This window comes from Gordonia sp. VNK21 (assembly GCF_046098115.1).
GTDB lineage: Bacteria > Actinomycetota > Actinomycetes > Mycobacteriales > Mycobacteriaceae > Gordonia.
Genome location: NZ_JBJURU010000010.1, coordinates 57,025 through 83,082 on the forward strand (window position 1 = coordinate 57,025; position 26,058 = coordinate 83,082).

The 26,058-nt window shown below is 70.0% G+C and carries 25 protein-coding genes; 7 read left to right on the forward strand and 18 right to left on the reverse strand.

Going from position 1 to position 26,058, the window contains the following annotated elements; genetic code table 11:
• Positions 1-536: 536 nt before the first annotated feature.
• Both ACJMNC_RS12215 and ACJMNC_RS12220 read right to left on the reverse strand, forming a co-directional pair.
• Positions 537-1,871, reverse strand: coding sequence for a hypothetical protein (locus ACJMNC_RS12215; protein ID WP_408948234.1), 1,335 nt, complete (start codon positions 1,869-1,871; stop codon positions 537-539).
• A gap of 23 nt (positions 1,872-1,894) precedes the next feature.
• Positions 1,895-2,863: an NADPH:quinone oxidoreductase family protein gene (locus ACJMNC_RS12220; protein WP_408948235.1), complete on the reverse strand. Its 969-nt coding sequence runs from the start codon at positions 2,861-2,863 to the stop codon at positions 1,895-1,897.
• A gap of 50 nt (positions 2,864-2,913) precedes the next feature.
• On the opposite strand from ACJMNC_RS12220, the gene ACJMNC_RS12225 reads away from it, so the two are divergent.
• Both ACJMNC_RS12225 and ACJMNC_RS12230 read left to right on the forward strand, forming a co-directional pair.
• Entirely contained in the window at positions 2,914-3,612 is a 699-nt protein-coding gene (locus tag ACJMNC_RS12225; RefSeq protein WP_408948236.1) for a class I SAM-dependent methyltransferase, read from the forward strand.
• A 77-nt stretch (positions 3,613-3,689) separates the two neighbouring features.
• Complete coding sequence (locus ACJMNC_RS12230; RefSeq protein ID WP_408948237.1) at positions 3,690-3,887, forward strand: hypothetical protein; 198 nt, start codon at positions 3,690-3,692, stop codon at positions 3,885-3,887.
• A gap of 294 nt (positions 3,888-4,181) precedes the next feature.
• Here the strand turns inward: ACJMNC_RS12230 and ACJMNC_RS12235 are convergent, their stop codons facing one another.
• Together ACJMNC_RS12235 and ACJMNC_RS12240 are read right to left on the reverse strand one after the other, a co-directional pair.
• Complete coding sequence (locus ACJMNC_RS12235) at positions 4,182-5,105, reverse strand: alpha/beta hydrolase (RefSeq protein WP_408948238.1); 924 nt, start codon at positions 5,103-5,105, stop codon at positions 4,182-4,184.
• Positions 5,102-6,484 carry a flavin-containing monooxygenase gene (locus ACJMNC_RS12240; RefSeq protein ID WP_408948239.1) on the reverse strand — a complete coding sequence of 461 codons (1,383 nt, stop codon included), beginning with the start codon at positions 6,482-6,484 and terminating at the stop codon, positions 5,102-5,104. The genes ACJMNC_RS12235 and ACJMNC_RS12240 overlap by 4 nt, the downstream gene beginning before the upstream one ends.
• Positions 6,485-6,591: 107 nt before the next feature.
• On the opposite strand from ACJMNC_RS12240, the gene ACJMNC_RS12245 reads away from it, so the two are divergent.
• The gene (locus ACJMNC_RS12245; protein ID WP_408948240.1) at positions 6,592-7,200 is read left to right on the forward strand and encodes a TetR/AcrR family transcriptional regulator; all 609 of its coding nucleotides are present in this window, start codon (positions 6,592-6,594) and stop codon (positions 7,198-7,200) included.
• A 46-nt stretch (positions 7,201-7,246) separates the two neighbouring features.
• Here ACJMNC_RS12245 and ACJMNC_RS12250 read toward each other — a convergent pair whose 3' ends face one another.
• From ACJMNC_RS12250 to ACJMNC_RS12270, 5 genes are all read right to left on the reverse strand, one after another.
• Positions 7,247-8,104: an LLM class F420-dependent oxidoreductase gene (locus ACJMNC_RS12250; RefSeq protein WP_408948241.1), complete on the reverse strand. Its 858-nt coding sequence runs from the start codon at positions 8,102-8,104 to the stop codon at positions 7,247-7,249.
• Positions 8,105-8,315: 211 nt separating this feature from the next.
• On the reverse strand, positions 8,316-9,341 hold the full coding sequence (locus ACJMNC_RS12255; protein WP_408948242.1) for a prenyltransferase: 1,026 nt from the start codon (positions 9,339-9,341) through the stop codon (positions 8,316-8,318).
• 34 nt (positions 9,342-9,375) lie between these two features.
• Positions 9,376-10,089: a class I SAM-dependent methyltransferase gene (locus ACJMNC_RS12260; RefSeq protein WP_408948243.1), complete on the reverse strand. Its 714-nt coding sequence runs from the start codon at positions 10,087-10,089 to the stop codon at positions 9,376-9,378.
• On the reverse strand, positions 10,083-11,402 hold the full coding sequence (locus tag ACJMNC_RS12265) for a glycosyltransferase family 4 protein (protein ID WP_408948244.1): 1,320 nt from the start codon (positions 11,400-11,402) through the stop codon (positions 10,083-10,085). Before ACJMNC_RS12265 ends, ACJMNC_RS12260 begins: the two co-directional genes overlap by 7 nt.
• Positions 11,402-13,084, reverse strand: coding sequence for a 4Fe-4S binding protein (locus tag ACJMNC_RS12270; RefSeq protein WP_408948245.1), 1,683 nt, complete (start codon positions 13,082-13,084; stop codon positions 11,402-11,404). The genes ACJMNC_RS12265 and ACJMNC_RS12270 overlap by 1 nt, the downstream gene beginning before the upstream one ends.
• Before the next feature lie 94 nt (positions 13,085-13,178).
• On the opposite strand from ACJMNC_RS12270, the gene ACJMNC_RS12275 reads away from it, so the two are divergent.
• Positions 13,179-14,012, forward strand: a complete 834-nt coding sequence (locus tag ACJMNC_RS12275) for an acyl-[acyl-carrier-protein] thioesterase (RefSeq protein WP_408948246.1) — start codon at positions 13,179-13,181, stop codon at positions 14,010-14,012.
• Positions 14,013-14,034: 22 nt separating this feature from the next.
• On the opposite strand, the gene ACJMNC_RS12280 is transcribed toward ACJMNC_RS12275, so the two are convergent.
• The 4 genes from ACJMNC_RS12280 to ACJMNC_RS12295 all read right to left on the reverse strand — a co-directional run bounded on the left by ACJMNC_RS12280 (position 14,035) and on the right by ACJMNC_RS12295 (position 17,906).
• On the reverse strand, positions 14,035-14,580 hold the full coding sequence (locus tag ACJMNC_RS12280; RefSeq protein WP_408948247.1) for a DUF3558 domain-containing protein: 546 nt from the start codon (positions 14,578-14,580) through the stop codon (positions 14,035-14,037).
• Positions 14,577-15,455, reverse strand: a complete 879-nt coding sequence (locus ACJMNC_RS12285; RefSeq protein WP_408948248.1) for a DUF3558 family protein — start codon at positions 15,453-15,455, stop codon at positions 14,577-14,579. The genes ACJMNC_RS12280 and ACJMNC_RS12285 overlap by 4 nt, the downstream gene beginning before the upstream one ends.
• 193 nt (positions 15,456-15,648) lie before the next feature.
• A complete protein-coding gene (locus tag ACJMNC_RS12290; RefSeq protein ID WP_408948249.1) occupies positions 15,649-17,130 on the reverse strand; it encodes a hypothetical protein in 1,482 nt (493 codons plus the stop codon).
• 386 nt (positions 17,131-17,516) lie between these two features.
• Positions 17,517-17,906, reverse strand: coding sequence for an SHOCT domain-containing protein (locus ACJMNC_RS12295; protein WP_408948250.1), 390 nt, complete (start codon positions 17,904-17,906; stop codon positions 17,517-17,519).
• A 376-nt stretch (positions 17,907-18,282) separates the two neighbouring features.
• Here ACJMNC_RS12295 and ACJMNC_RS12300 point away from each other — a divergent pair, with 376 nt between their 5' ends.
• Positions 18,283-18,735, forward strand: a complete 453-nt coding sequence (locus ACJMNC_RS12300) for a flavodoxin domain-containing protein (RefSeq protein WP_408948251.1) — start codon at positions 18,283-18,285, stop codon at positions 18,733-18,735.
• Positions 18,736-18,903: 168 nt separating this feature from the next.
• Here the strand turns inward: ACJMNC_RS12300 and ACJMNC_RS12305 are convergent, their stop codons facing one another.
• The 4 genes from ACJMNC_RS12305 to ACJMNC_RS12320 all read right to left on the reverse strand — a co-directional run bounded on the left by ACJMNC_RS12305 (position 18,904) and on the right by ACJMNC_RS12320 (position 22,334).
• Entirely contained in the window at positions 18,904-19,461 is a 558-nt protein-coding gene (locus tag ACJMNC_RS12305; protein WP_408948252.1) for an OsmC family protein, read from the reverse strand.
• Positions 19,462-19,537: 76 nt separating this feature from the next.
• The gene (locus tag ACJMNC_RS12310; protein WP_408948253.1) at positions 19,538-20,071 is read right to left on the reverse strand and encodes a DUF732 domain-containing protein; all 534 of its coding nucleotides are present in this window, start codon (positions 20,069-20,071) and stop codon (positions 19,538-19,540) included.
• Entirely contained in the window at positions 20,064-20,996 is a 933-nt protein-coding gene (locus ACJMNC_RS12315) for an alpha/beta hydrolase (protein ID WP_408948358.1), read from the reverse strand. The genes ACJMNC_RS12310 and ACJMNC_RS12315 overlap by 8 nt, the downstream gene beginning before the upstream one ends.
• A 435-nt stretch (positions 20,997-21,431) precedes the next feature.
• Positions 21,432-22,334, reverse strand: a complete 903-nt coding sequence (locus ACJMNC_RS12320) for a DUF1524 domain-containing protein (RefSeq protein ID WP_408948254.1) — start codon at positions 22,332-22,334, stop codon at positions 21,432-21,434.
• Between the two features lie 109 nt (positions 22,335-22,443).
• On the opposite strand from ACJMNC_RS12320, the gene ACJMNC_RS12325 reads away from it, so the two are divergent.
• Complete coding sequence (locus tag ACJMNC_RS12325; RefSeq protein ID WP_408948255.1) at positions 22,444-22,734, forward strand: hypothetical protein; 291 nt, start codon at positions 22,444-22,446, stop codon at positions 22,732-22,734.
• Complete coding sequence (locus ACJMNC_RS12330) at positions 22,731-23,228, forward strand: SixA phosphatase family protein (protein WP_408948256.1); 498 nt, start codon at positions 22,731-22,733, stop codon at positions 23,226-23,228. The genes ACJMNC_RS12325 and ACJMNC_RS12330 overlap by 4 nt, the downstream gene beginning before the upstream one ends.
• A gap of 64 nt (positions 23,229-23,292) precedes the next feature.
• Here the strand turns inward: ACJMNC_RS12330 and ACJMNC_RS12335 are convergent, their stop codons facing one another.
• Entirely contained in the window at positions 23,293-26,025 is a 2,733-nt protein-coding gene (locus ACJMNC_RS12335) for a hypothetical protein (protein WP_408948257.1), read from the reverse strand.
• Between the last annotated feature and the right edge of the window lie 33 nt (positions 26,026-26,058).

Below are 26,058 nucleotides of genomic sequence, written 5' to 3' on the forward strand. Positions count from 1 at the left end.
GCCACGGGACGCTGATGCAGCTGATGGAGCTGCGCAGCCCCCGGCCACGTGTGTGAGTCGACCGGGCCCAGGCTGCCGGCCGCAGGCCCCGGCTGCAGGCGCCCGGCCCAAGCTGGCTGCGCCAGAAGCGGGGGCGGCGCCCGCGGAGCCAGTGGCACTAGGGCCACCGGAGGCCGGGCCTGCAGCTCGCGACAAAGCGCCCGCCAGGCCCACGCCACGTGCAGATGCCACGGCTGGTGGGCGACGGCGACGTGCCCCTGCAGACTGTCCCCTGCGGACCGGCCATGCCGGCGCTAGCCAGTCGCGCGAAGGCCACGGCGGACTAGCAGCTCGTCGCTGAGGCGCGCCAGCTCGTCGCGGAGCTTCCACTTCAGCTTGTCGCGTAGGAGCCCATAGGCGACTAGCCCTGGCGGCCGGACGTGGTAGTCGGCGAGCCGCAGCCGGTCGTGGCTGACTACCCACTCGTAGCGGCTGGGCGTGTGCACCCTCTCGTCGCGCGCTGACCGCTCGCGGCCGTACCGGCCAGGCGTCCCCTGTCAGACGTCCCCGTGCAGCGGCAGCGGGTGGTCGGCACCGTAGACGTGCACCGCACCCGGACCGCCCGCGAAACAGCGCTCGACGTCCGGGCCGGAGGCCACCGGGATCACGGTGACCGAGGCGCCCGCGGCGGGGGCGAAGACCGCGTCGGTCGAACCCGGCCCGCGGACGTCGGCCCCGGACGCCGGCCGTCGGACCCGGGCCAGCTGAGTGTGTGCACCGGCCCCCGACGCGTCGAGGTAGTCGACGTAGTCGCAGGGCACCGCACCGAGCGTCCCGCGCTGCGGGCGGCCCGCCTGTTCCGGGTCGCCGAGGCCGTACTGGCCGTCGCAGTTGAACACCCATCCGCCGGCCGCCGCGGCCACCGCCGAGCCGTGGATGGACATTCCGCAGGACGGGAGCAGATGCAGTTCCAGCCCGGTCGCCGCCTCGGGCCACCGGCTGCGCACGACGCCCCGGCGCAGCCGGTGATCGGCGTGGTCCAGGCAGATCTCCACCCCGACGGTCACCGGTCGCTCGCCGGGCACCGAGAAGATCGCATACGGATCGTGCGCCGCGGATTTGAGGTCGCCGCCGGAGGTGTCGAGGACCGGATAGGCGCTCATCTGCTCGGTGATCACCGACCGGCCGGTCACATCCCACAGCAGCAGATCCTCGTTGGAGGCGAAGAACTTCTCGGTAGTCACCGCTCGGGCCCGGAAGTCGCCGCGCACCCCGCTCAGGGCGCCCGGCCCGAGCACGAAGGCCCGGTTGCGGACCTGCACCTGCGGATAGGCGTGGCAGTTCTTGATGAAGTCGACGAGGGCGTCGTAGACCACCAGCGCCAGCGGGCCGTCGGCCCGCGCCCAGGCCTCGCCCAGGGTGCGGACCACGTCGTTGCGCACCGCCGTCGACGTACTGTTCAGGACGGCGTCCAGGTCGGCGACCTGCGCCGAGATCGCCGACCCGAGCACCAGCAGGAAGTGCGGATAGTCGGCCGCCGGGAAGAGCTCCTCGAGTACGGCCAGGATGTGCCCGGCCGGATCCGGCTCGTCCAGCGCGTGCACGTACGGGCCGAGCAGGCCGTGCCAGAAGAACTCCGGTGCGACGAAGACGTTGAGCACCTGCCCGTCGGCGTCCGGCAGCGCATCGCGGGCCGCGTCGACGGCCCGCTTGAGCAGTCCCGCGCGCAGCCGGACGTCGTCGGCGAAGTCCTCGGCCGCCCGGTAGGTGCCGGCCACGTTGCCGGTGCCGTTCGGATCGCCCACCGCCACCACCTGCGCAGGTGTGGTCGGCACGGCGTAGCCGATGAAGCGCACCCGCCGGTAGCCTCCCGGCGCCTGATCGGCCGTCATCGTCGTCGCCCCCGGGTCGCCTGTCAGTCCGCGATACGGATCACGGCCTTGCCGCGCACCCGGCCCTCCGCCAGATCGGTGAGCGCCGTGGGCAGTTGGGCGAGCGAATAGATCTCGCTCACCGGCGGACGCAGACCGGCGGCGATCATCTCGGTCAGCTCGTCGTGCAGCAGCGGCAGGGTCTCCGGATTGCGGCGGATGTACTCGCCCCAGGCTGCGCCGACGATGGAGATGTTGCGGAAGAGGACGCGGTTGAGCTTGACCGTCGGGATGCCCCCGGCCGCGAAGCCGATCACCACGTAGCGGCCGTCGGTGCCCACGGTACGCAGCGCCTCGTCGAAGACGTCACCGCCCACCGGGTCGATGAGCACGTCCACGCCGCCGTCGGACAGTTCGAGGACCCTGTCCTTCCAGCCGTCGGTCAGCTGGACCACCTCGTCGGCGCCGAGACCCTTGAGCATCTCCTCGGCACCGGTGCGGTGCACCACGGCGATCACCGTGGCGCCCATCGCCTTGGCCACCAGGATCGACGCCACGCCCACGCCGCCGGCGGCGCCGAGCACGGCCACCACCTCGCCCGGCGCGGTCTGCGCCCGGGTCTTGAGCGCGAAGAGCGCGGTCTGGAAGTTGATGCCCATCGCCGCGCCCTCGTCGAAGGTCAGCTCGGCCGGCAGCGGCATGAGCTGCTCCGGGGAGGCCACCAGCTGCTCGGCGAAGCCGCCGACCATCGACGAGACCAGCACCCGGTCGCCGACGGAGACGCCGGAGCCCTCCGGCGCCTGGGCCACCACACCGGCCACCTCGGTGCCGGGTGTGAAGGGCAGCGGCGGGCGCAACTGGTACAGCCCCTGCGACATCAGCAGGTCGGGGAAGCACACCCCGCACGATTTGATGTCGACGAGCACCTGGTCCGGGCCCGGCACCGGATTCTCGACGTCGGTGAGGGCGAGGCCCTCCGGTCCGGTTTCAGCGGTGAGTACCTGAGCTTTCATACCGACCACCCTAGCGCTCGTACGGTCGGGGGACCGCTAGGATTCCCGGCATGACTTCCCCGTCCACGGACCACGCCGCGTCCGCCCCCTCGCCCGAGCGTCTGAAGGTGGCCGAGGAGGCCCCCGGCTTCATGCCGCTCGACGAAGCGCTGGCCCTGTTCGACGTCGCGAAAGAGTATCTGGGGCAACCGGATTCGGCGGGTCTGGGCGTGGAGATCGGCACCTACTGCGGCAAGTCGACGGTCTTTCTGGGCAGTGCCGCCGAGGCGTTCGGCGCGGCCGTGGTGACCGTCGATCACCATCGCGGCTCCGAAGAGCATCAGCCCGGCTGGGAGTATCACGACACCTCGCTGGTGGATCCGCACGCCGGCACCCTGGACACCTCCGCACGGTTCCGGCGCACCATGTTCGACGCCGGACTTGAGCAGACCGTGGTCGGGGTGCTGGCGCCGTCGACGCTGGCGGCGAGGATCTGGGGCCGCCCGGCCGACTTCGTGTTCATCGACGGCGGGCACTCGATGGAGGCCGCGCAGAACGACTACGACGGCTGGGCCCGCTGGGTGCGCGTCGGCGGCGCCCTGCTCATCCACGACGTCTTCCCCGATCCCGCCGACGGCGGCCGGCCGCCGTACGAGATCTACTGCCAGGCGCTGGCCACCGGGCAGTTCACCGAGGTGGCCGTCGCCGGTTCGCTGCGTGTGCTGCGCCGGGACTCGGGTGAGCCGGGGGCGGCGCTGCCGCGCGGCTGACCGCAGATTCCACCGGTTGTCGGATATCGGCGGCCGGCCCGGGCGGCCTCAATCGGTTGACCGACCGGCGGGTGGTGATGACCCGGCCGAACACCGTCTTCTGGTTCATTCCGCACGGCCACACCACTCAGGCCACTCCGCTGGAGACGGTGTCCGACGTGGCCTGCGGCGACGGTCGGCAGTCCGGGGCCTTCGGCGGACTGGCGACGACGCTGGTCATCGTGCCGGTGATCGCGCTGATCGCACTGTTCATGCTCCTGGAACCGGCCTACTGATGGGCGGGGCCACCACCGCGCTGCTGATCCTCGTCGTCATCGGGATGCTGGTGCGGCACCGGCCGCTGCCGACGGCCGGATCCGAGGCGTCCTCACCCGCCGTCCCGCGCACCCCGATGCCCTCACCTGCCGCGCCCCCTCCTGGAATGTCCCAACCCGGGATGTCCCCGCCTGCGATGTCCCCGCCTGCGATGTCCTCGCCTGCGGTGGTCCGGCCGAACCCGGCCGGGTCCTCCCCCGGCCTTCCGCGGTCTCCGCGGTACTGAGCGCCGGCGTCCGTCTGCGGCGCCGTGCTCAGCGGTGGGCTGCGGCCGGCGCGAGCTGCCGGGTGAGGAACGCCAGTTGGTGCGCCACGGCGGGGGCGAACCAGTCGTTGGGCGCGAAGACGTCGAAGTGGTCGCACGGGTAGTGCCGGACCTGGGCGCGGGCCTTGAACGCCGTCTTGGCCGCGGCCTGCGGCGGCGCCCCCTGATCCAGATCGGCGATCTGCACCAGGACCGGCGCCGTGACGGCGGCGGCCGCCTTGTTGACGTTGAGTCCGCCGATCTCCAGCCCGACGGTGGCGTCGACCTCGTTGCGCCAGGTGGGGCCGGCGATCGCGGTATAGGCCTCGTAGAAGCCGGGTGCGGTCAGGGCCGCGTTCTCCCCCGGCCGGCCGACGATCGGCATCAGCGTGCCCGGGCGGCCGAGCCGGCCGGCGACGGCGCTGCGCATCCCCGCGGCCGCCGACCGGGCCATCGCCCGCGCGCCGGACTGCGGGTAGGCGTGCACCCCGGCCGCCAGCCCGTTGACCAGCGGGGCCAGGGCGATCACCGCAGCCACGTCGGTACGGCCGGCCGCCACCTGCACCACGGTGCCCCCGGACATCGAGACGCCCCACAGCACGATCCGCTCCGGATCCACACCGGGCTGCGCGGCGGCCGCGGCGATGGCACTGGAATAGTCCTGCGCCTGGTCGGCGAGCCGGATGCGCTGCCGAGGGCTGCCCTGCGAGGCACCGAAGCCGCGGTAGTCGAAGGCCAGCACGGCCAGGCCGGCGTCGGCGAAGGCCTGCGCGAAGGGGTCGAGACCGGAGTCGACGGTGCCGCCGAAGCCGTGCGCCATGATCACCACCGGCCGGCGCCCGTCGTCGTCGAACGGGGATTGCGCGGCGCCGGGATAGAAGCGCCCGGCGCAGGTGACGCCGTCGGAGGGGAAGGTCAGTGCGGTGTAGGTCATGCCGGCTCCTTCATACCGGGGTGGCCGTCACCGGCCACCTGCGCCCAGCGGATGCCGCCGTCCCGGCGGGCGCGCCGGAGGCCGGCGGGCAGTTCCCGGGTGCGCATGTCGTGTTCGTAGACGAAGTAGTCGAGTTGCTGGGTGTGCCGGGGCCGGTCGAGCATGTGCCCGGTGTACATCTGCATGTCGGCGTCGATCACCCGGCGCATCTCCTCGACCGACGGCGGGCGGTAGTTCCCCACCGCGTAGGCGCCGACGCAGCGGGCCTGCGCCTCGACGAACGGGAAGAGCGTCGGGGTGGCCTGGGCGAAGCCGTGAAAGATCAGGTCGTCGTATCCGGGGTAGAACATCCGCTTGTAGAGGTCGATCCGGTTGCCCGGCGCGGAGATGAAATCCTCGTCGAAGAACGGGAAGGTGATGTTGTAGCCGGTGGCGTAGATGATGATGTCGAAGTCGCCGGCGGTGCCGTCGTCGAAGTGCACCGTGGTCCCGTCGAGCCGGCTGATGTCGGGCCTGGGCGTGATGTCGCCCGAGCCGAGGCGCAGCGGCAGTTCCAGTGACTGGGTGGGGTGCGCTTCGAAGAACTTGTGGTTCGGGGTGGGCAGGCCGAACTTCTCCGGACGGCCGGCCATCGGGATGGTCAGCTGCATGAGCTTGCGCTGCCACGCCAGCGGGATCTGCGGAATGGTGCGGTAGTAGCGGTCGGCCGGTTCGCCGCCGTAGTACTTGGGCACCACCCACGCGCCGGAGCGGGTGGACAGGGTCACCTCGTTGCGCAGGGTGCGCGAGGACAGTTCCACGGAGATGTCGGCCGCACTGTTGCCCAGCCCCACCACCAGGATCCGTTTACCGGTGAAGTCGTGCGGGGTCTGATGGTCCACGTAGTGGTGGGCGTGCATCTCGATGCCGTCGAAGTTCCCGGGGAAGTCGGGCCAGCGGGCATCCCAGTGGTGACCGTTGGCCACCACCAGCAGGTCGAAGCGCCGGGTCTCGCCGCGCTGGGTGGTCAGTTCCCAGCCCCCGCCGGGCAGCCGCTCGGCGTGCTCCACACCGTTCTCGAATTCGATGCTGCCGAGCAGCCCGAAGGCGTCGGCGTAGTCGTCGAGGTACTGCTTGATCTGCGTGTGGTGCGGGAAGTCCGGATAGTCCTCGGGCATAGGGAAGTCCCGGAAGGACAACTGATGTTTGGAGGTGTCGATGTGCAGCGAGCGGTAGGCGCTCGAGTAGCCGTTGGGGTTCTCGAAGGCCCAGTTGCCGCCGATCCGGTCGGAGGTCTCGAAACAGGTGTACGGCACCCCGTAGTCGGTGAGCTGTTTACCCGATGTCAGACCGCTGATGCCGGCCCCGATGATCGCGGTGGCCGGGAGCGTGCGCGTCACGTCGTCACCCTTCAGTAGACACTTTCTCCCGTTGTGTCTATCCCATTGCGCGAGCAGGGGTGAACACTTTCCCAAATCTGTCTACTCGAGGTTGCTAGGGTCGACCCGTGAGCATCGAGTCCCCCGCCGGGAGCGCCGTGGTGGACCGGCTGGTGGAGGTCACCGCGGCCCTGCTGGCCGAGAAGGGCATCCGGGGTACGGCCATGGCACAGGTGGCCGAACGCGCAGGCATCTCACGCGCCTGGCTCTACCGGCATTTCCCCGACAAGAACTCGCTGATCGGCGCCGCCATCGTGCGGCTGGCCGATACCTTCTCCGCCGAGGCGCAGGACGAGCTCTCCGCCCTCGACGGCTTCGCCGAGCAGGTGGTGGCCGGCGTGCGGATCGGCCGCGGCGCGTACGACGATCCGGGCACGCTGCTGATGCGGCTGCAGCGGGAGGAACCCGAGGCCTACGCGGCCTGCGCCGGCGCCGGGGTGAACGGCCTGGTGCCCGACCTGGCCGCCTTCTGGCGGCCGTATGTGGCCGCCGCCGTCGAACGCGGCGAGATCGACGGCGGGCACGACCTGGACGAGGTGAGCGAATGGCTGGCCCGGATGTTGATCAGCATGGGAACCATGCCCGGCCGCACCCTCGATCCGGAGGATCCGGAGTCGCTGGCCCGGCATGTGCGCCGCTATCTGCTGCCGGCCCTGTCCGCGCCGCCGGCCGGCTGACGCGCACGGCAGGCGGAGCGGAACCGGCCCAGACGACGGCTGGAGCTCAGACGACGGCCGGGGCCAGCCCCAGCTTCCCGGCCAGCTTCTGCAGATAGCCGGAGGCGCGTTCGACGGAGTCGTCGGGCAGCCCGTAGAGCACCTGTGTCACGCCCAGCCGGCGCCACTGCTCGAGCTTCTCCGGATCCGGCCTGAAGTCCAGGACGACGATCTGCGGATCACCCTCGCGGCCGGCGTCGGCCCACACCGACTTGAGCAGGTTCACCGAGCCCTCGATGTCGGCCTCACCGGGGGTGGTGATCCAGCCGTCGGCGCTGCGCGCGATCCACTTGAAGTTCTTCTCGGTGCCGCCGGCGCCCACCAGCACCGGCAGGGTGCCCTGCGGCGGCTTGGGCCAGGCCCAGCTGGGCCCGAAGTCGACGAACTCGCCGTGATACTCGGCCTCCTCCTGCGTCCACAGCGCCCGCGCGGCCTCGAGGTACTCGCGGAGCATGGTGCGCCGGCGCTTGGGCGGCACCTTGTGGTCGGCCATCTCGTCGAGGTTCCAGCCGAAGCCGACGCCCAGGGTGACCCGGCCGCCGGAGATGTGGTCGAGGGTGGCCAGCGTCTTGGCGAGGGTGATCGGGTCGGACTGCACCGGCAGGGCCACGGCCGTCGCCAGCCGGATGCGTTCGGTGACCGCCGCCGCCGCGGCCAGCGTGGTCCACGGATCCAGGGTGCGCAGATAGCGGTCGTCGGGCAGTTCGGCGCCGCCGGTGCCCGGATGGGCCGCCTCCCGCTTGGTGGGGATGTGACCGTGTTCGGGAACGAAGTACGACGCGAACCCCGCCTCCTCGATCAGCGGAGCGAGAACCTGCGGCTTGAGGCCGCGGTCGCTGGTGAACTGCACGATCCCGAATTCCACGTCGGGTCCTCCGATGCTGCTGTCGCGTTGACTGAGGGGCCGCTCTGTGACCCGCATCGCATGATAGACAGCGATCTGGACAGTTGTCCAGAGATGATGCGCGACGGCCCCGCCGACTGAGCTGATCGGTTCCACCCCACAGACTTGGTTCCACCCCACCGAATAGTCGGTGGGGTGGAACCAAGTCCGTGGGGCGGAGGTGCCGGCCGGTTCAGCCGGCGAGGATTTCGGCGCGCACGTCGCGGAAGACGGCGTTGCCCGGGGTGCTGCGGCTGACGGCGTCGGCGGCCAGCACCACCGCGGCCGAGGTCCAGCACGACTTCTCCACCGGCCAGCGCTTGCCGTCGGCGAAGACCAGACCGGTCCAGTAGGCCCCGTCCGGATCACGCAGATGCTGGATGGACGCGATCAGCGCGACGGCGTCGTCGGTGTCGCCGAGCGCGTCGAGCGCCAGCGCCAGTTCGCTGGTCTCCGCGCCGGTGACCCACGGCCGGTGATCCACGCAGCGGATGCCCAGTCCGGGCACCACGAACTCGTCCCAGCGCCGCGCGATCAGCTCCTGGCCTGCGCGGCCGCGCACGGCACCGCCGAGGATCGGGTAGTACCAGTCCATCGAGTGTTCGCCGGGCGGCTCGAAGACCTCGTCGGCACGCTGGAAGGCGGCACCGAGGGCGGCGTGCGCCCGCGCCCAGGCCTCCTCCGGCTGCCCCATCTCCTGGGCGATCCGCACCGCGCAGTCCAGCGCCTGATGAATGCTGGCGTTGCCGGTCAGCTGCGCCTCGTCGAACATCGCATGCGTGAGATGGTCTCCGCCCCAACGGAATGCCCCGTCGTCGCGGGCGAAGCGCAGCACCAGCTCGATCGCCTTCCAGACGGTGGGCCACATCCGCTCCAGAAAGTCCCGGTCCCGGGTGATCAGGTAGTGATGCCAGACGCCGACCGCGATGTACGCGCAGAAGTTCGAGTCGATGCCGTGGTCCTGCACCACCCCCGCGACGGTGCGAATGGGCCACGACCCGTCCGGCCGCTGCGTGCGGCGCGACCAGTCGTAGGCGGCCTCGGCCCGGGCGAACAGCCCGGTCGCCGAGAGCGCCATCGCCGACTCCACGTGATCCCACGGATCGGTCTGCCCGCCCGGGAACCACGGCAGCGCGCCGGACGACTCCTGCATCGCGGCGATCGCCTCACCGGTCCGCCGAATCTCGGCAGCGGTCAGCACGCCCGGAACGGACGGCATCGGGAACCCTTGCGGAGCTGTCACGGCACAGATCTCAAGCCGGCTTGCGCAGGTAGATCGCCACCGACTTGCCGAACAGCGGGTTGAGCGCCTGCTCCCCCACCCGGGTCAGCCACGGCTTGCTCATCATGTCCCACACCAGCATCTTGTGGTAGCCGCGAACCAGCGGGTTGTCGTTGTTCTCCACGCCCACAGCGCATTTGAGCCACCAGTAGGGCGCGTGCAGGGCGTGCTGGTGATCCGAGCCGGTCACCTCCAGACCGGCGGCGACCAGCTTGTCGGCCAGCTCCGAGGCCCGGTAGATGCGCACGTGGCCGCCCTCCACCTCGTGGTACTCGTCCGAGAGCGCCCAGCAGACCTTCTCCGGCCAGTAGCGCGGCACCGTCACCGCGGCCAGGCCGCCCGGGCGCAGGATCCGGACCATCTCGGAGATCGCGGCCTCGTCGGACGGGATGTGCTCGAGGATCTCCGACATCAGCACCACGTCGAAGGACTCGTCCTCGTAGGGCAGTGCCAGGGCGTCGCCCACCTCGGTGCGGCCCTGCGCGTACTCGGGGACCTCGCCGGCGGCGACCAGTGCGCCGAACATCTCGGAGACGTCGGACATGTCCTGCTCGCTCATGTCGAAGGCGATCACGTCGGCGCCGCGGCGCAGCATCTCGTAGGAGTGGCGGCCCTGGCCGGCACCGATGTCGATGGCTTTGACGCCCGGTCCCACGTTCAGTTTGTCGAAGTCGACGGTCAGCATGCGGTCATCTCGCTCTCGCTCGGGTCGGCATCGCCGGCCTCGGTATCGGTGTCGGTGGGGGCGCCGTCGACGAACGGCGCGCCGGTGGCCTGCTCGATGGCTTCGCGGTAGCGCTCGGCGGTGGCCGCGGCCACCGCGGCCCAGCTGTACCGCTCGGTGACCCGGTCGCGGCCGGCCGCACCGAGCCGCTCGCGCCGGTCGGGATCGTCGAGCAGTTCCAGGAACGCCCCGGCGATGGCCTCCGCGTCGCGCGGCTCCACCAGCAGCGCGGCATCGCCGACCACCTCGGGGATGGCACCGGCACGGGTGGCCACCAGCGGGGTCCCGCAGCTCATCGCTTCGACGGCCGGCAGCGAGAAGCCCTCGTACAGCGAAGGGACACACGCGATCTCGGCACTGGCCAGCAGCGCGGCCAGCTCGTCGTCGTCGACGCCCGAGACCACGGTGATCTTGTCGCCGATGGCCAGTTCGTCGATCAGCGCGGCCGACGGCCCCTCCGGATCGAGCTTGGAGACCAGCGTCAGGTGGACCTCGCGTTCGGCGGCCACCTTGGCGAAGGCCTGCAGCAGGTAGGAGACGCCTTTGAGCGGCGCGTCGGCACTGGCCACGCAGACGATGGAGCCGGGGGTGCGCTCGCCTCGCGGGGCGAAGGCGTCGATGTCCACGCCCAGCGGGATGGTCACCAGCCGGCCCTCGGGGATGTTGAAGGCCTCGCGGATGTCGTCCTCGCTGGTCTTGGAGACGGTCAGCAGGGACGGGACCCGGCGGGCCACCCGGCCCTGCATGGCCAGGAACGAATGCCAGCGCCAGGCGGTGATCTTCTTCAGCCCCTTGGCCGCACGGATGGCCAGCGAGCGGTCCTGCGTGATCGGGTGGTGGATGGTGGCCACCAGCGGGAACCCGGCGCGCTGGATGTCGAGCAGGCCGTAGCCCAGGCACTGATTGTCGTGCACCACGTCGAAGTCCCGGCGCCGCGACCGCAGCAGCCGGGCCGCCCGCTTGGAGAAGGTGAGCGGTTCGCCGAAGGCGGCGGTCCACATCATGCCCACCTCCAGCACGTCCAGCCAGTCGCGGAACTCGCGGAGACGGGGGGTGCGGAAGGGGTCGGGCTCGCCGTACAGGTCCAGGCTGGGCACCTTGGTCAGGGTCACCCCGGCGTCGATGGCCGCCTGGTCCAGTTCCGGATAGGGCTGGCCGGAGAAGATCTCCACCTGGTGGCCGAGCAGAGCGAGCTCACGCGAAAGATGACGGACGTAAACGCCCTGTCCTCCGCAATGCGGCTTGCTGCGGTAGGACAGCAGCGCAATCCTCATCAAACCGCCTCCGCCGAGTCGTGGTTCAGTGCGGCCGCTTCGAGTTCTTCGATCGTCACGAGTTTCACCCTACGACGACCGGCGGCGCGACCGGCACTCACTTCGGCCGCGTCGATCCGCTTCCACGCCGGCAGGTCCACCCGGGCGGCCCCGCGCGAGGCCACCAGATCGGCGACGTCGTCGGCGGAAACCGTTGGGGTGGGCAGCTTTTCGTCGATCAGGTCGTTGATGATCGCCTTCGCAGCCTCTTCGCCGCACATCCGGTTGCGGCCGATGCCGCCGGTGGGTCCGCGGCGGATCCAGCCCGCCACGTACAGCCCGGGGATCACCTCCCCGCCCGGACCGTCGGTGACGCGGGCCTCGACATTGGGCACCACCGCCCGGTCGTCGTCGAACGGCAGGCCGGGCACCGCCTGACCGCGATAGCCGATGGAGCGGATCACCGAACCGGTCTCGATCTCGAAGGTCTCGCCGGTGGGCGCCACCGCCGCGCCGTCGCCGTAGGCGTTGCGGACGCAGACCACCTTCTCCACGGCGCCGGCGCCGACGATCTCCTGCGGCGAGGTGAGGAATCTGAAGACGATGCGCTTGTTGCCCGGGGTGGCCGGACGTTCGGAGAACTCGCGGGCCAGCCGGATCTTGGTCTCGATCACCGAGTCCAGCGAGCCGTCGTCGAGGGCGGCGGCGGTCTCCTCGGAGAGCGTCAGCTCGGCCGGATCGATCACCACGTCGATGCCCTCGAGGTCGCCCAGGGAGAGGAATTCGGAGTTGGTGAAGGCGCCGTTCTCGATGCCGCGGCGGCCCAGCACCACCACCTCCTCGATCGACGACGAGTTCAGCGCCTCGAGGGCGTGATCGGCGATGTCGGTGCGGCCGAGCACCGACTCGTCCTCGAGGAGCACACGCGCCACGTCCAGCGCCACGTTGCCGTTGCCCACGATCACCGCGCGCTCGCCGGTGAGATCGAAGCGGCGGTCGGCGAAGTCGGGATGACCGTTGTACCAGGCGACGAAGTCGGTCGCCGGGAACGAGCCGGGCAGATCCTCGCCGTCGATCCCCAGGCGCCGGTCGTGGGCGGCGCCCACGGCGTAGAGGATCGCGCCGTAGCGCTCGGCCAACTCATCGTGGGTGATGTGCGTGCCCACGTCCACGTTGAGGTGGTAGGTGAAGTTCTTCTTCTTCTCGGTGCTCGCGAAGGTGTTCTCCACACCCTTGGTCTTGGCGTGGTCGGGGGCCACACCCGCCCGGACCAGGCCGTAGGGGGTGGGCAGCCGGTCGAACATGTCCACGCTGATCTGGCTGCGCTTGACCAGTTCGCCGGCGGCGTAGAAGGCGGCCGGGCCGGCCCCGACGACCGCCACCCGCAGGGACGCCTCGGCAGGCAGCTTGGGCTGCTTGACCGGGTTGGCGAAGCCGCCCTCGACGTCGTGATCCTTGTAGTAGTCGGCGTTGATCCGCAGGTAGGGCTCGTCGGTCAGCTCGAGCTGATCGTCGGGCACGATGGCGCTCACCGGGCACTCGTCGATGCAGGCACCGCAGTCGATGCAGGTGTCCGGGTCGATGTAGAGCATCTCGGCTGTCAGAAACTCTGGCTCGTCCGGCGTCGGGTGGATACAGTTGACCGGGCAGACTTCTACGCAGCTGCCGTCGTTGCAGCAGGCACGTGTGATCACGTGAGGCATCTCAATCCCTCGCCTTCCCTGACAAGAACACGTTCTAGTTTTGCACTCAGAGTACCGTAATCCACGCCACATCTCCCAACCGGAAGGCTCCCGGATGACAGTGCCCACGCCGACGAATCTCGCAGCGCCGCAGTACCGCACTCTGCCTGAGCGTAAGGCCGATGGCCCGGTCTTTGAGACGGTTTACCGAGTTCGTACCGGTGATGTGGACCAGCAGATGCGCGCCCGGCTCGATGCGCTGGCCCGTTACCTCCAAGACGCCGCCAATGACAACCTCCGGGATTCATCCTTCGCCGAGAGCGAGCCCTTCTGGATCGTCCGGCGCACCGTGATCGACGTGCTCGAGCCGATCACCTGGCCGTCCGAGGTGCACGTGCAGCGCTGGTGCGGGGCCTACTCGACCCGCTGGACCAATATGCGGATCACATTGCGCGCGACCAGCGAGACCAACCGCTTCAATCCGGAGCTGCGGCCGGACGGGCTGGTGGAGACCGAGGCCTTCTGGATCAACGTGAACGATCAGGGGCTGCCGTCGCGGATCTGCGACGAGACCCTGGAGCTGCTCGGCGAGATGACCGACGTCGACCGGCTGCGCTGGAAGGCGATGAACCCGGAGAAGGCGCCCGAGCACGGTGATCGTCCGGACCGCGAGCACGTGCTGCGGGTGAGCGACTTCGACCCGTTCCGGCACCTGAACAACGCCGCCTACCTCGAGGCCGTGGAGGACGAGCTGGCCGATCACGCCGAGCTGCTCGACGGCCCGCACCGGCTGGTGATCGAGTATCTGCGGCCGATCGTCCCGCAGACGCCGATCACCGTCCGCCGCATGCGGATCGACGACTGCCTCTTCCTCTGGCTGCTGATCCCCGGCGACGACGGCGGCCTCGTGGTGGCCTCCTCCGTCTCCCTCTCGCGCATCCCGTCCTGACCGTCCGGGCTGCGGCCGAGGGTCAGCCGGCGGCGTCGAGCACCAGCTCCATGAGTTTGGTGGCCGAGGTGCAGGCGTCCTGGCCGCCCGCCTGCGGCTCCACCCACCAGGTGAGGATGCCGCGGCCGGGCGACTTGGCGGTCACCCCGCACACGCCCGACCGTTTCGGGTCGCGCTGGGTGAACGCGGCCATCGACTTGATCTGCACGTTCTCGGTCTCGAAACCGAGGCGTTTGGCGGTCTGCTTCTCCAGGTTGAGATCGCCCCACTCGTACCAGGCGAGGGTCACGTCGGTGATGCCGGCGCCAGCCACCACCCAGCGGCAGATGGCGCCGAAGAACACCGGATCGGCGACGCTGCCGCCGACGGTCTCGGCGATCACCGAGGTGGGCAGGATGCTGCATTCGGTGAGCAGGCCCTCGAACTGGTCGGTGTCCACGGCCCCGGTGTCGGGGGCGCCGCCGACCCGCACCGGCGTCCCGTCCACGGTGCAGCCCGCAGTGCCGAACAGCAGCCCGGCGGCGGCCGCCGCGGCGATCGCCTTCTTGGTGCGCTGCCCGAGTCTCATGACGCCCGCTCGATCGCCTTCGCGGCCAGCGCTTTGGCGCCGTCGCAGTACTTCTCGGTGTCGTACGTGCCGGTGCCCCCGTCGTCGCCGCGCACCGAGATCTCGATGAAGTCGCCCTCGAACTGGACACCCACTTCGCAGATCGAGCTGTGCACGGCGAGGAAGCCCGGGTAGCCGGCGATGGAGAGGTCTTCGACGTGGTCGCGGCCGGAGAGCTGCTCGTGTCCGCGTTCGCGGCCGATCGGCGACCCCCGGTACCAGTTGAACGAGACGGTGCCGCCCTGTTTGTAATCGTCGGTGCGCCATTCGCAGACGGCGGTGTTGTCGATGTAGAGCCGCATCCCGCCGACGCCGGTCTCGTCCTGCACCTCGTCGAGGGTCAGCCCGCCGCAGCGTTCGAACTTGGGACCCGCACCGGCCTTGGGGGTGCTCGTGGTGTCGGCGGCATCGGCGCCGTCGCCACCGCAGCCGCTCACCAGCAGGGCGATCACCGCCAGGACCGCCAGCACCAGCAGGTCCATACTGCGCAGCCGATCGAGTTGGCGCCGTTCGCGTTTGGTGGGTCGGCCGGCACCGGGATCGCGGCGCGGGATGCCGGCGAGCACTTCGCGCGGCGGGGGCGGCGGACTGTGGTCGAGATAGCATTCGGCGGCCGCGGGCGCGGAGACGCGTTTGCTGATCAGTTTGGTCACTTCGACGATGCGGTCGCGGCCGTGGATCCGGACCCGGACTTCGTCGCCGACGGCGACCGGGGTGGCGGGTTTGGCGGTGACGCCGTTGACCTGCACGTGGCCGGCGCGGCAGGCGGCTCCGGCCGCCGAGCGGGTCTTGGTCAGCCGGATGCCCCAGATCCAGCTGTCGATCCGCGTAGCCATGCGCGGCCCCTTTCAGCGTCTACCGCCTTGCTCCCTGCCACTGTAGTCATCGGTGGCGGCGCGCCGTCCGTTCCACGAATGATCTCGCCGGTTCCGCGCGGGAGGCGGGCCGGTGTTCCCGGGTGTGCGGGCCGGCAATGGAATCGGGACCCCGGAGGCGTGCTCCGGGGTCCCGACGGTCGACGGCGCGCGCTCAGCCCGCGGCGCCGACCAGCTCTGCCGACGAGTCGTCGGCGGTGGTGCCGGCAGTGCTGCCGGTGCCGGTTCCGGTGCCGGTATCGGCGGCCTGCCCGGCGTCGCCCTCCGAGCCGCCCTGCGCACCGCTGCCGGTGTCTGTGCCCGACGACCCGGTGCCGCCGATGTCGGTGGCGAGTTCGGTGTCCGCGCCGCCGTCCTGGTCCCCGTCCTCGTCACCGGTCTGAGCGGTGGAGTCGAGCACCGGCACGTCGTCGTCGGCACCGTCTGCGGTCTCGGCGGCATCGTCGTTGCCGGTGTTGTACTCGATCTCCGGCAGCGGAGCCGCGTCGTTGACCTCGATCTCCGGCAGGTCGGCCGGCGCCTCGTTCACCACGCTGAGCGTGCGCGCCTGCGGCGCGGCCCCGGTGGCCGCCGAGGTGGCGGTGGCGCCGCCGAGCAGGTCGCTGCTCGACCACCCGGGAACCTCGACACCCGGGAACGGCGTGGAGAACGCGCCGACACTGATCGACGGCAGCAGGCTGCTGATGCCGTCGAGCTTCGGGAAACCGTCGAAGGCGAGGGTCGGCAGGCCGAGGTAGTTGACGTTGCCCTTCAGCAGGCCGTCCTCGACGACCGGGAACAGCACGAGGTTTCCGCCGAGCCAGCCGATCGCCACCGCGCCGCCGAGCGCGCTGATGTTCTGCAGACCGTAGTCGGAGGTGAGCTTGACGAGCTCGGGACCGCCGAGCGTCAGGCGGCTGAAGTCGTCGGTGAGGATCCTGGAAAGCGGCTGGCCGTTCAGCAGGTCCTTGACCGGATCGAGTAGTGACTTCTCACCGGTCAGCAGGCCGAGCAGCGCGACCGGGTTGGTGAGGGCGAAGGACACCTCACCGGCGTCCTTTCGGTAGTCGGCGTCGAACGTTCCGAGCACATTGAGGCAGGTGCCCTCAGTGGAGGAATCCGCGAACGCCAGCAGGCCGAAGCACGAGACCTGACCGATGTTGATCGTGGTGTCGACTTTCAAAGCCTCCAGGACCGCCCGGATCACCGTCGAGTCGATATACGAGGCCAGGTCGATGTCGGTGGTCGCCACCGCGACTCCTCCGACCGAGAGAGCAGTCGCGCTCTCCCCCTTCGCCGCGAAGGCGATGGCCGTGCCTGGAAGGATCGCAATGGCCGTCGTATCACCGACCTGCGTTTTGAGACCTGGGATGCTGACGAAACCCAGATAAAAGCCATCCCAGAGCTGCTTTCCGACCTCCTTCCCGAGGAGCCCAGTGACGAGCCCTTCAGGATCGATCGCCACTCCGCCGAGCTCGCCGGTCGACGCGAGGAGCGCAGTGTCGAGCGACACGCTCGGTGTCGGCGGAACGTCCACCGCCGCATAGCCGATGAGCGAACCGGCGGTCATCGCGGCGACGGCGCCGACTTTCCAGCCGCGTCGGGAGGGGGTCGCGGGCTGCTCGGACGGGCCGTCAGCGCCGGTGAAACGTGCCATGGTGTTCCTCTCGGAATCCGGTGTGTCCCCGCCCACAGTGGGTTAATCGCGACTAACCACACCACATCGTTGCCACAGCAACCAAAACCTTCGGCGCTTTCATGGGGCCGACATCGATGCAGTTCAGGCCGGACACCGCCGAAGACGAGTCCGGCGAACCTCGCAGATCGGCGCTGACCTGCCGATTTCGGACACGACAGCGTGCCGGATGGTGCCACTGTCGTACGAACGGAGGAATTCTGCCGCGCCGCCGCGAGGCACCCCGTCACGGCCCCGAAACCGGTGCGGCCACGAGCCGACAGCACCCCGGAAACGACAGCACCCCGGAAACGACGGTGCCCGGCCGACCACGAGGGTCGGCCGGGCACCGTGGTGCACTGCCGGCGTCAGCCCGCCAGGGCGCGCGCCTTGAGCGACTCGAACTCCTCCGGGGTGATGGTGCCGGCGTCCAGCAGCGACTTGGCGGTCGCGATCTGGTCGGCCGGCGAGCCGGTGCCCGCCGCCGAACGGATGTACTCGCGGGTGGCCTGATCGGCGGCCGCATTCGCCTTCTGCTGACGCTCGGCCATCCCCGCACCGCGGGCCAGCAGGTACACGAACGCCGTGAGGTACGGGAAGATGATCAGGAAGATGATCCACACCACCTTCCAGCCGGCGTTCAGCTTGTGGTCGCGGAACAGGTCCGTGAGGATCATGAACAGCACGATCAGGTACGCGATGAACGCGAAGATGATGATCGTGTACCACAGGACGTTCCAGAAATTGCTCCAGTCCACAGTGGACCTCCTTCACTAGAGAGCAGCCGGTGACTCCCTCTTTCCATCACCGGCGGGCAGCAACGTCGACGACGCACGCGCACGCTTGGATCTCATTCAACACGGTTCCGGCGCCCTCGTCGCCAGTCGACGCGCAGAAGGCGTCTGACCGGCGCAGATCGGGTGTGAAGATCACGGCCCCGGCGCGTCGTCCGCCGAGATCCGCATCACAGGGAGCAACGGGCGCACACGGCGTTTGTCCTGGTCCGTCCGGGCCCGGCAACGGGCCGCCCCCTCCGGCGCGGGCCCAAAGTCCCGGAGGGGTATTCGACTAACCGGAAATGGTTACGCTACCGTAATCTGCGCTTACATACCCCGACCAGGAGATTTACCGATCATGGCAGCAGTGATCCTTTACGGCACGGAGACCGGTACCGGCGAACTCGTAGCCGACGCCGTCGCCGACGTGCTGGCAGCTGACTTCGATCCGTCGATCTACGACATGTCCGAGTACGCGGCAGAAGACCTCGACAGCGACGACTTCCTCGTCGTGGTCTGCTCCACGTACGGCGAGGGCGAGCTGCCGTCGGGGGCGCTCCCCTTCGCCGACGAACTCGACGACGTCAAGCCGGACCTGTCCGGTCTGCGCTTCGCCGTGTTCGGTCTCGGTGACACCGTCTACGACGACACGTTCAACCGCGGCGGCGAGATCATGGCCGAGATGCTGACCAAGCTGGGCGCGACCGAGGTGGGCGAGCACTTCCGGCACGACGCCTCCTCGACCGTGAAGCCGGCCAAGGCCGCCGAAGAGTGGGCCGAGGGTCTCAAGGCCGTCATCGCCGAAGGCTGACCGCCGCCGCCCCCAGCGGCCCGTAGGCCCAGCAGAACCGACGACCGCGCCGGCACCGATCTAGGTCGGTACCGGCGCGGTCTCGTCGTCCGCAGGAATCTTCGGCACTGAAAGTGGGCTCCAGGCCACACTAGAGTGCCGAAAATCTGCGGGCAGGTCTGTGCGGGCTCAGGCCGTCGGCGCGCCCAGCACCAGTTCGGTGACCACCGGGGTGGGATTGGCCGTCAGATCCAGCACCGGGCAGTGCGCCTGCACGGCCTCGTGCAGTTCGGCGTAGCGGGCGGCCGGCTCGGGGCCGGTGATCTGCACCTGCACCCGCACCTCGCCGAAACCGGGGCGCACGGCGTCGTCGAGGCCGAAGAAGCCCCGCACGTCCAGATCGCCCTCGGCGTGCGCCGTGAGTCCGTCCACCGTCACGCCCAGCCGCTGCGCCCAGAACCGGTAGGTGACCACATGGCAGGACAGCAGCGCCGCCAGATAGTGCTCCACCGGGTTGGCGGCGGTGTCGTCGCCGCCGAACACGGCCGGCTCGTCCACGGTGAGCGTGAACCGGCGGGCCCGCACCTGCGAGACGACTCCCTCGCCCGCGGTCGCGTCGGCGGCGATCACCGCCAGCGCGGCCTCCGGCTTAGCCGCCACCGCCTCGGCAGTGGCCGCCACGATCCCGTTCAGCGGGGTCTGCGGGGTGGGTGCGGGAATCTCGACGGCGGTACGTGTTGAGGTCATACCAGACAAGCTAGGCCCGCCCCGGACACACCCGGAAGGGTTGTGTCCAGGGCGGGCCCAAGGCTCGACAGGACGCTCAGCAGAGCACTGCGGAGGCGGCGACGAAGTCGCGCACACCGGCCGCCGGCTGCTCCTTGCCGTTGTTGGCGGCCTTCAGCGCCGCCGCCGCATACTGTTCGGCGGTCTTCTGGCCGTTGCGCTTACGCACATCGCACACCGAGGTGCCCAGCGAGAGCGCGTACTCGTCGTCGACGGTCACGTCGGCCTTGTGGACCTTGTCCAGGAACTTCCCACGAGCACCGCCGGCCGGGGCAGGAACGGTCTCCGGATCGGTCTGGTCGGGCAGATCCGTGGGCGAGGTGACCGGCTGCTCGGTGACCGGCTTGGAGGTCTCCTGCGTCGGCTCGCTCGACTCCGCCGGCTTCGACGGCGCGGCCGAACTGGTCGTGGTGGACCCGGACGGGGCGGTCGTCGACGTGGACCCGACGCCGGCCGAGCTGGACGGGGCGGCGGCGCCGTTGTCGTCGTCGCCGCACGCCGTGAGCAGGCCGGCGGCGAGTGCCACTCCGGCCAGGCTCACGGCGAGCCGGCGACCGGCCCGATCAGGCACGGAAGAAGCCCTGGTGGTAGGCATTCCAGACCGCGTCACGCCAGTACTCCCAGTCGTGCAGACCGGTCACCGGGTAGTAGGTCTTGTGCGGAATGCCGGCGACGGTGGTCGCCAGGTCGAACAGGTGCGTCTGGCTCGACGCCAGCAGTTCGAGCGGAGCACCCTGGATCAGCAGCATCGGGTTGTTCAGCAGCGCCTGCGGGGTGGCGGTGTAGCCGGGGATGCCGCTGCCGGTGCTCAGGAACAGCTTGAGGCCGTGGAACCGGCCCACCTGGGCCAGCGGATCGTTCTCGTACCAGCGGACGTTCCAGGGCGGGCCCCACATCGCGTCGGCGTTCATCGCCGGGGTGCCGCCGTCGAGGGCCGGGAAGAGCATGGCCGCGCGGATGGCGGTGTGCATGCCGGGCACGCTGAGCGCCGGCAGACCCGAGAGCGAGCCCGCGGAATCGAAGTTGCGCCGGTTGTTCGCGGCGATCATCAGGGCAGAGCTGCCGCTCATCGACAGGCCCATGATGGCGTAGTGGCCGGACGGGCCGCGCAGTCCGTGGCCGTCCATGGCGCGCACCAGGCTCTTGGTGATGACGCAGTTCCACCGGTACCGGTAGCCCTGGTTACTGAAGTTATCGGGGGTGTTCCAGTCGGTGTAGAAGCTCATGTAGCCGCCGACCGGCTGCACCACATTGACACCCTTGGCCGCCAGATCCGGACCGACGGTGGTGCGGTCCTCCCAGCCGGACTTGTTGTTGGTGGCGCGCAGTCCGTCGAGCAGGACCACGGTCTTGCGGTTCTGCGGCCTGGTCCAGGCGCGCACCTTGACCTTGTTGTGGCCGCCACCGCTCTGACTGGGCATGCCACACGAGTCGATGAACCAGGTCTGCGCGGACGGCTTGGCCTCCGCGGCGCCGGCCATCAGACCGGTCGCCATCACCGCGGCGACCGCAGCGGCGGCGCCTTTCACCAAACGGCTCTTGAAAGACAAGAAGGTACTCCTCTCCAGCGGCGCGATCCGCTCCCCTCCGCGCGCGTCTGCGAGCACCCGAGCGGGATCATTCACCGTGGGGCGTCCGCCCCAAACGTTCCTATTATCGCCACCCTTCCGCGCCCGTTACGAATCGGTAACGACGCCCGGGCTCCGGCCGCCCCCGAAAACCGGCATCCGGCCGCCGCACACCCCTCGGCGCGGCCGCCCGGAGCGGGCCGCGGATCGCCGAGTTGTGCTGGGCTGATCAGCGACGGCGCCGCGGCCCGGACCGGCCGGCCGGAGCGGGCGGCACATGGCGACTGTGGTTTCCATCACAGCGCGTGCCGCCCGGCCCGAACGGCCGGTCGGTGAACGCCCGGCGACCGGTAGATGGCCGGATCACTCGCAGGCGATGCCGTCGCCGTCGCCGTCCAGACCGGAGCGGTAGCCGGGCTGCCCGCGATGGAGCGGAGCCGCCCCGGCCGCGCGGGCGGCGCTGCAGTTGCGGTAGTACACCTCGTCGGGCTGCTGCTGCGGGACGGCCGGCGCGGGCCGGGTCTGCTGCGGGGCGTCGCCGTTGCAGTCGCCCAGAATCCGTGCGATCGCGTCCTTCTCGGCGGCGGTCACCCACACCCCGTACTTCTTCTTCACCGTGACCTGCTTGGCCACGTAGGTGCAGCGGTAGGCCTTGTTGCGCGGCAGCCAGGTGGCCGCGTCGCCGTCACCCTTGCTCTGGTTGGCGGTTCCGGAGACGGCGAGGAGGTTGACCGGATCGTTGGCGAAGTCGCGGCGCTTGTCCGAACTCCAGCCCTGCGCGCCCTTCTGCCAGGCGTCCGAGAGGGCCACGACGTGATCGATCTGCACCGCGCTGGACTCCGGGCCGCGGACGAACCGGATCGTCTGCCCGGTGTACGGATCGGCCAGGGTGCCGCTGAGCACCACGCAGTCGCGGGTGCCGGCTTTGACGGTGATGTCGGTCAGGTCGCGGCGCAGGATGTCGTTGCGGGTGTCGCAGCCGTTGTGTCCGCCGGCCACGCTGACGTCGTCGGACCAGGCCTGCCCGAAGAGTGCGCGGTCGTAGCCGGTCTTGGGTGCGCGGCCCTTGACGGCGAGGGTGTTCAGGTCGGTCAGCGCCTGCTGGCGGGCCGACGGCGCAGCCGCCACGACGGCCGGTGCCAGCGGGGCCGAGAAGAGGCCGACGATCACGGCGAGAGCCGCGAAGAGGGAGGTCACACGCACGGGGGTCCTTTCATCGAAGTAGTGCACGGGCAGTGCGCCCGTCCCCCGACCGGCTTTCGTCATTCTCGCATCGGGGTCTGACACGACTGTCATGTCGGACAATCGGCCCACATCGGACAGTAGGGCGCGCGTCGTCCCCGGATTGTCAGGGGCCGCGGCTACCGTTTGACCCATGCAGTACCGCAGTGAACTCGAAAGCCTGATGACCCTGTCGGCCGAGGCCATCACGCAGGCCTGCGCCGGCGAGCGGCTCAACAGTCTCATCACCCAGTGCTACGACGAGTACCTGGAACTGCGTGAGCTGGCCGAGGAGATTCCCGACGGCGACGCCCAGCGCGACTTCTACCTGCAGGAGGCCGCCGCCTGGCGGGCGACGGTCCGGGTGCTGCGGACCATCGCCGCAGAGAAGTCGGGCCGCACCGGGCAGTCGGCCCGCACCGGGCGCACCTCGGGCGCGGCATGAGTGAGGCCGCCCGCACCCTGGTGCTGATGCGTCACGGGAAGTCCGGCTATCCGGACGGCGTCTGGGACCACGAACGGCCGCTCGCCGCCCGCGGCCGCCGGGAGGCCGCACTGGCCGGACGGTGGATGGCCGACGACGGGCTGCAGGTGGACGCGGTGCTGTGCTCCACCGCCCAGCGCACCCGGGAGACCCTCGAGCGCACCGGCATCGGCGCGCCGGTCCAGTACGCGGAGGAGATCTACGGCGGCACCCCCGCGGACATCCTGGAGACGGTGCGCCTGCTGGCGCCGGCGGATGCGGGCACCGTGCTGGTGGTCGGACACTTCCCCGGCCTGCCGGAGACCGTGCTGACGCTGGACGCCGATGCCGTGATCGACCGCTTCCCCACCTCCGCCTACGCCGTGGTCTCGGTGGGTGTGGCGTGGGACCGGGTGGGTCTGGACGTCGATCCGCAGGCACGCCTGCGCGCGCTGCGCGTTCCGCGCGCCAAGTGACCCGGCCCCGAACGGTCGCGGTGCCGGTGACCGCCTGGGCAGTCACCGGCACCGCGACCGTCGGTCACTCCTCGCTGTCGCCGGAGTCCGATCCCGCAGACACTGAGGCGAGCTCGCCGGACGGCTGAGCGTCGGTCCCGGTGGTGTCCCCGGACTCGTCGCTTCCGCCGTCGCCGGTGGCCTCGCCCTGTGCACCGGTGGTGTCGTGGCCGCCGTTCTGCCCGGTGCCGAGCGACGGATCCGGCTGCGGCGCCTCACCGCCGGAGCCCTCGCCGCCCGCGGCCGTCCCTCCGGTGCCAGTGGACTCGCCGGTGCCGGTGGACTCGCCGGTGCCGGTAGCCGCTCCGGTGCCGGAGGCCTCGCTGCCGCTGCCGGCGCCGGACCCGCCGGTCTGCGCACCGGTGCCGGTTCCGGCCGCATCGGCCGGATCGCTCTCCGTCGCCGGCCGCCCGGCGAGCAGAGTGACCGGAGCCTCTCCGTCGACGACGTCCTCCCCAGCGGTGCCGTCGCCCTGCCCGGCCTCTCCATCGTCCGGTTCGGTCGCGGTGCCACCCGAATCGGTACCCGAGTCGCTGCCGGAGCCGAGCAGCGGACCGACGAGGTCACCGATCAGCTTCAGGTCGTCGCCGAGAGTGACGGTGTTGCGCCAGTTGCGGGCCACCGCCAGCGGATCGAACGGGTTGTCCAGCGAGAGGGTGCCCAGGCCGAACGGGTGATCCCACTGCACCAGTGAGATCTTGGGCAGCAGACCGCTGTCGGCGTCGGCGGCGATCGCTCGGATCTCCGGCAGCCCGATCAGGTTGGGCCGGGTGGTGCCGTTGACCTCCACGGCCGGGAAGAAGACGATCTCGTGGCCGAGCCAGGAGACCACCAGCGGTTCCCGCAGACCGTAGTCGCTGGTCAGCCAGTGCGCCGTGGTCGTGGTGGCCACCACCGGATCCCACAGCAGTCGACCGTCGGCGTCGGTGGCCTGCACGGTCTCCTGCACCTGCGTGGTGACGCCGTCGTCGTCGGTCCGGGTGATCATCTTCGGCACCCGGACGTAGCGGGTCTTGGTTTCGAAGACCGGCTCGCCGTCCTCGGTCTGCTTCTGGACCTGCTTCTGCACCGCACCCTCGGTGCCCTCCGGCACCTCCTCGCCGTCGGCGTTCACCCAGACGTCCACCATGACCGGCGACTGGTACTCCTCCCAGGTGTCCTCGTAGACGCCGACCATCCGCGGCGTCAGCTTGGTCTTGGTGACCGGGGTGAAGTCGGCGATGTCGAGGTCAGGGTCGTCCTCGATCTGCGCCTGCGTCCGCTCCAGGCCGGCGCTGTTGCGGTAGAGCGGGGTGCCGTCGGTGCCGAGCACCGGCTCCTTCTCGAAGGTGGTCTCGACGTTCTTGGTGTACCGGACGAAGTCCTTGCTGATCTTGATCCGCTGATCCTCGGACACCAGGGCGGTCAGCAGGCCGGCCATGAACGGCGAGGCGAGCAGATCATCCATCGAGGCGGACTCGCCGTCGCCGGTGAGCAGCGGGGCGAGCTGATTGAGCAGGGCGTCGTTGCCGAAGACGAGCGAGGAGACGTCCTGGATGCCGTACTGCTCCTGGCGCGCGACCGCGTCACCGTCGAAGGTTCCGGAGCCGTCGGAGAGCGGCCGCAGGTCCTGATAGGTGTCGAAGGTGCCCAGGAAGTTGCTGCAGCTGCCGAAGGCCTCGGCGGTGGCCTTGGCGTTCACGCCGTAGCAGAACACCTCTTTGAGGTCGGGAATCTGGCCGTTGAGGCCTTCGACCACGTCGAGCATCTCGCCCATCTCCCCAGCTCCGGCGTCGGCCGCCAGATCCGATTCGAGGAGGGGCCGCAGTGCGCTGAAGTCGACGTCCTGTCCGAACCAGGTGAACCGGATGTCGGAGGTGTCCAGGTTCGCGGCGATCGCGATGCCGTACATCGCGTACGCCTGGGCGAGCAGACCGTTGTCGGCGCCGGCCAGCGCGAGGGCGAGGTCGTTGCCGGTTTCGGCGACGGCGGTGCCGCCGCGCATCGAGAGCGCCACATTGATGCCCTCGCCGATGATCGTCGAACGGCCCTCGGGTGCGGTCTTCCCGGGGAGGATGACCCGGCCCAGTTCGTCGGGCTCATAGGTGTGACCGGTCAGGGCCTCCGCCATCTTGATGGCCTTGTCGCGCTTCGCGGCGTTGCCGTCGTACTCGATCCGGGCATACTCCTGACAAACGAGGCCCAGGAATCCACCCCACCGAATGCACTCGCCCCGTTTGAACTTCGGGTCGTACGGCAGCGCCGCGTCGGCCCGGATCTGGTCGTAGGAGTCGTACTCGTCGAAGGCCCCCGGATCGATCGGCACACCGACGAGACCGTTCACGAGGGTCTTGATCGTGCTGCTTCCCAGCACCACACCGCCCAGAAGCTCGAAGAGGTTGCGCTCGCCCATCGTGTAGAAGAGGATGTCGTCGCCCAGGTCCACGGTCATCTCTTCGGCCAGCTGGCCGATCTCGAAGCGGTCCGGCAGCACCAGTGCCAGGCCGGTGCCGGTGGAGTCGGTACAGGTGGCGATGGCCTCCGGCGGGAGCCCGCCGTCGGTGGTGTCCTCCGGGTCCCAGGTGGTGCCGCCCTGGCCGGCGGAGGCGAGTGCACCGCTGCCGCACATCTCCACGAAGCCGGTGATCATCTCGTTGTCGAGCAGGGCGCCCACGTCGGCGCCGCCGAGCGAGTCCAGCGGACCGGCGGCGTGCGCCGCACCGGGTCCGGCGAGCAGTCCCGCACTGAGAACTGCAGCACTGCCGAGGACGGCGATCATCTTGACCGCCTTACGATTGCCCCCACGTCTGGC

Coding starts and splice junctions, on each gene's coding strand:
- ACJMNC_RS12280 (WP_408948247.1), bottom strand. CDS start 14,580: ATGAGACTCGGGCAGCGCACCAAGAAGGCGATCGCCGCGGCGGCCGCC.
- ACJMNC_RS12215 (WP_408948234.1), bottom strand. CDS start 1,871: ATGACGGCCGATCAGGCGCCGGGAGGCTACCGGCGGGTGCGCTTCATC.
- ACJMNC_RS12275 (WP_408948246.1), top strand. CDS start 13,179: ATGACAGTGCCCACGCCGACGAATCTCGCAGCGCCGCAGTACCGCACT.
- ACJMNC_RS12320 (WP_408948254.1), bottom strand. CDS start 22,334: ATGACGAAAGCCGGTCGGGGGACGGGCGCACTGCCCGTGCACTACTTC.
- ACJMNC_RS12225 (WP_408948236.1), top strand. CDS start 2,914: ATGACTTCCCCGTCCACGGACCACGCCGCGTCCGCCCCCTCGCCCGAG.
- ACJMNC_RS12305 (WP_408948252.1), bottom strand. CDS start 19,461: ATGACCTCAACACGTACCGCCGTCGAGATTCCCGCACCCACCCCGCAG.
- ACJMNC_RS12325 (WP_408948255.1), top strand. CDS start 22,444: ATGCAGTACCGCAGTGAACTCGAAAGCCTGATGACCCTGTCGGCCGAG.
- ACJMNC_RS12335 (WP_408948257.1), bottom strand. CDS start 26,025: ATGATCGCCGTCCTCGGCAGTGCTGCAGTTCTCAGTGCGGGACTGCTC.
- ACJMNC_RS12235 (WP_408948238.1), bottom strand. CDS start 5,105: ATGACCTACACCGCACTGACCTTCCCCTCCGACGGCGTCACCTGCGCC.
- ACJMNC_RS12330 (WP_408948256.1), top strand. CDS start 22,731: ATGAGTGAGGCCGCCCGCACCCTGGTGCTGATGCGTCACGGGAAGTCC.
- ACJMNC_RS12220 (WP_408948235.1), bottom strand. CDS start 2,863: ATGAAAGCTCAGGTACTCACCGCTGAAACCGGACCGGAGGGCCTCGCC.
- ACJMNC_RS12265 (WP_408948244.1), bottom strand. CDS start 11,402: ATGAGGATTGCGCTGCTGTCCTACCGCAGCAAGCCGCATTGCGGAGGA.
- ACJMNC_RS12315 (WP_408948358.1), bottom strand. CDS start 20,996: ATGGCGACCGGTCTGATGGCCGGCGCCGCGGAGGCCAAGCCGTCCGCG.
- ACJMNC_RS12270 (WP_408948245.1), bottom strand. CDS start 13,084: ATGCCTCACGTGATCACACGTGCCTGCTGCAACGACGGCAGCTGCGTA.
- ACJMNC_RS12300 (WP_408948251.1), top strand. CDS start 18,283: ATGGCAGCAGTGATCCTTTACGGCACGGAGACCGGTACCGGCGAACTC.
- ACJMNC_RS12285 (WP_408948248.1), bottom strand. CDS start 15,455: ATGGCTACGCGGATCGACAGCTGGATCTGGGGCATCCGGCTGACCAAG.
- ACJMNC_RS12260 (WP_408948243.1), bottom strand. CDS start 10,089: ATGCTGACCGTCGACTTCGACAAACTGAACGTGGGACCGGGCGTCAAA.
- ACJMNC_RS12255 (WP_408948242.1), bottom strand. CDS start 9,341: ATGCCGTCCGTTCCGGGCGTGCTGACCGCTGCCGAGATTCGGCGGACC.
- ACJMNC_RS12290 (WP_408948249.1), bottom strand. CDS start 17,130: ATGGCACGTTTCACCGGCGCTGACGGCCCGTCCGAGCAGCCCGCGACC.
- ACJMNC_RS12230 (WP_408948237.1), top strand. CDS start 3,690: ATGACCCGGCCGAACACCGTCTTCTGGTTCATTCCGCACGGCCACACC.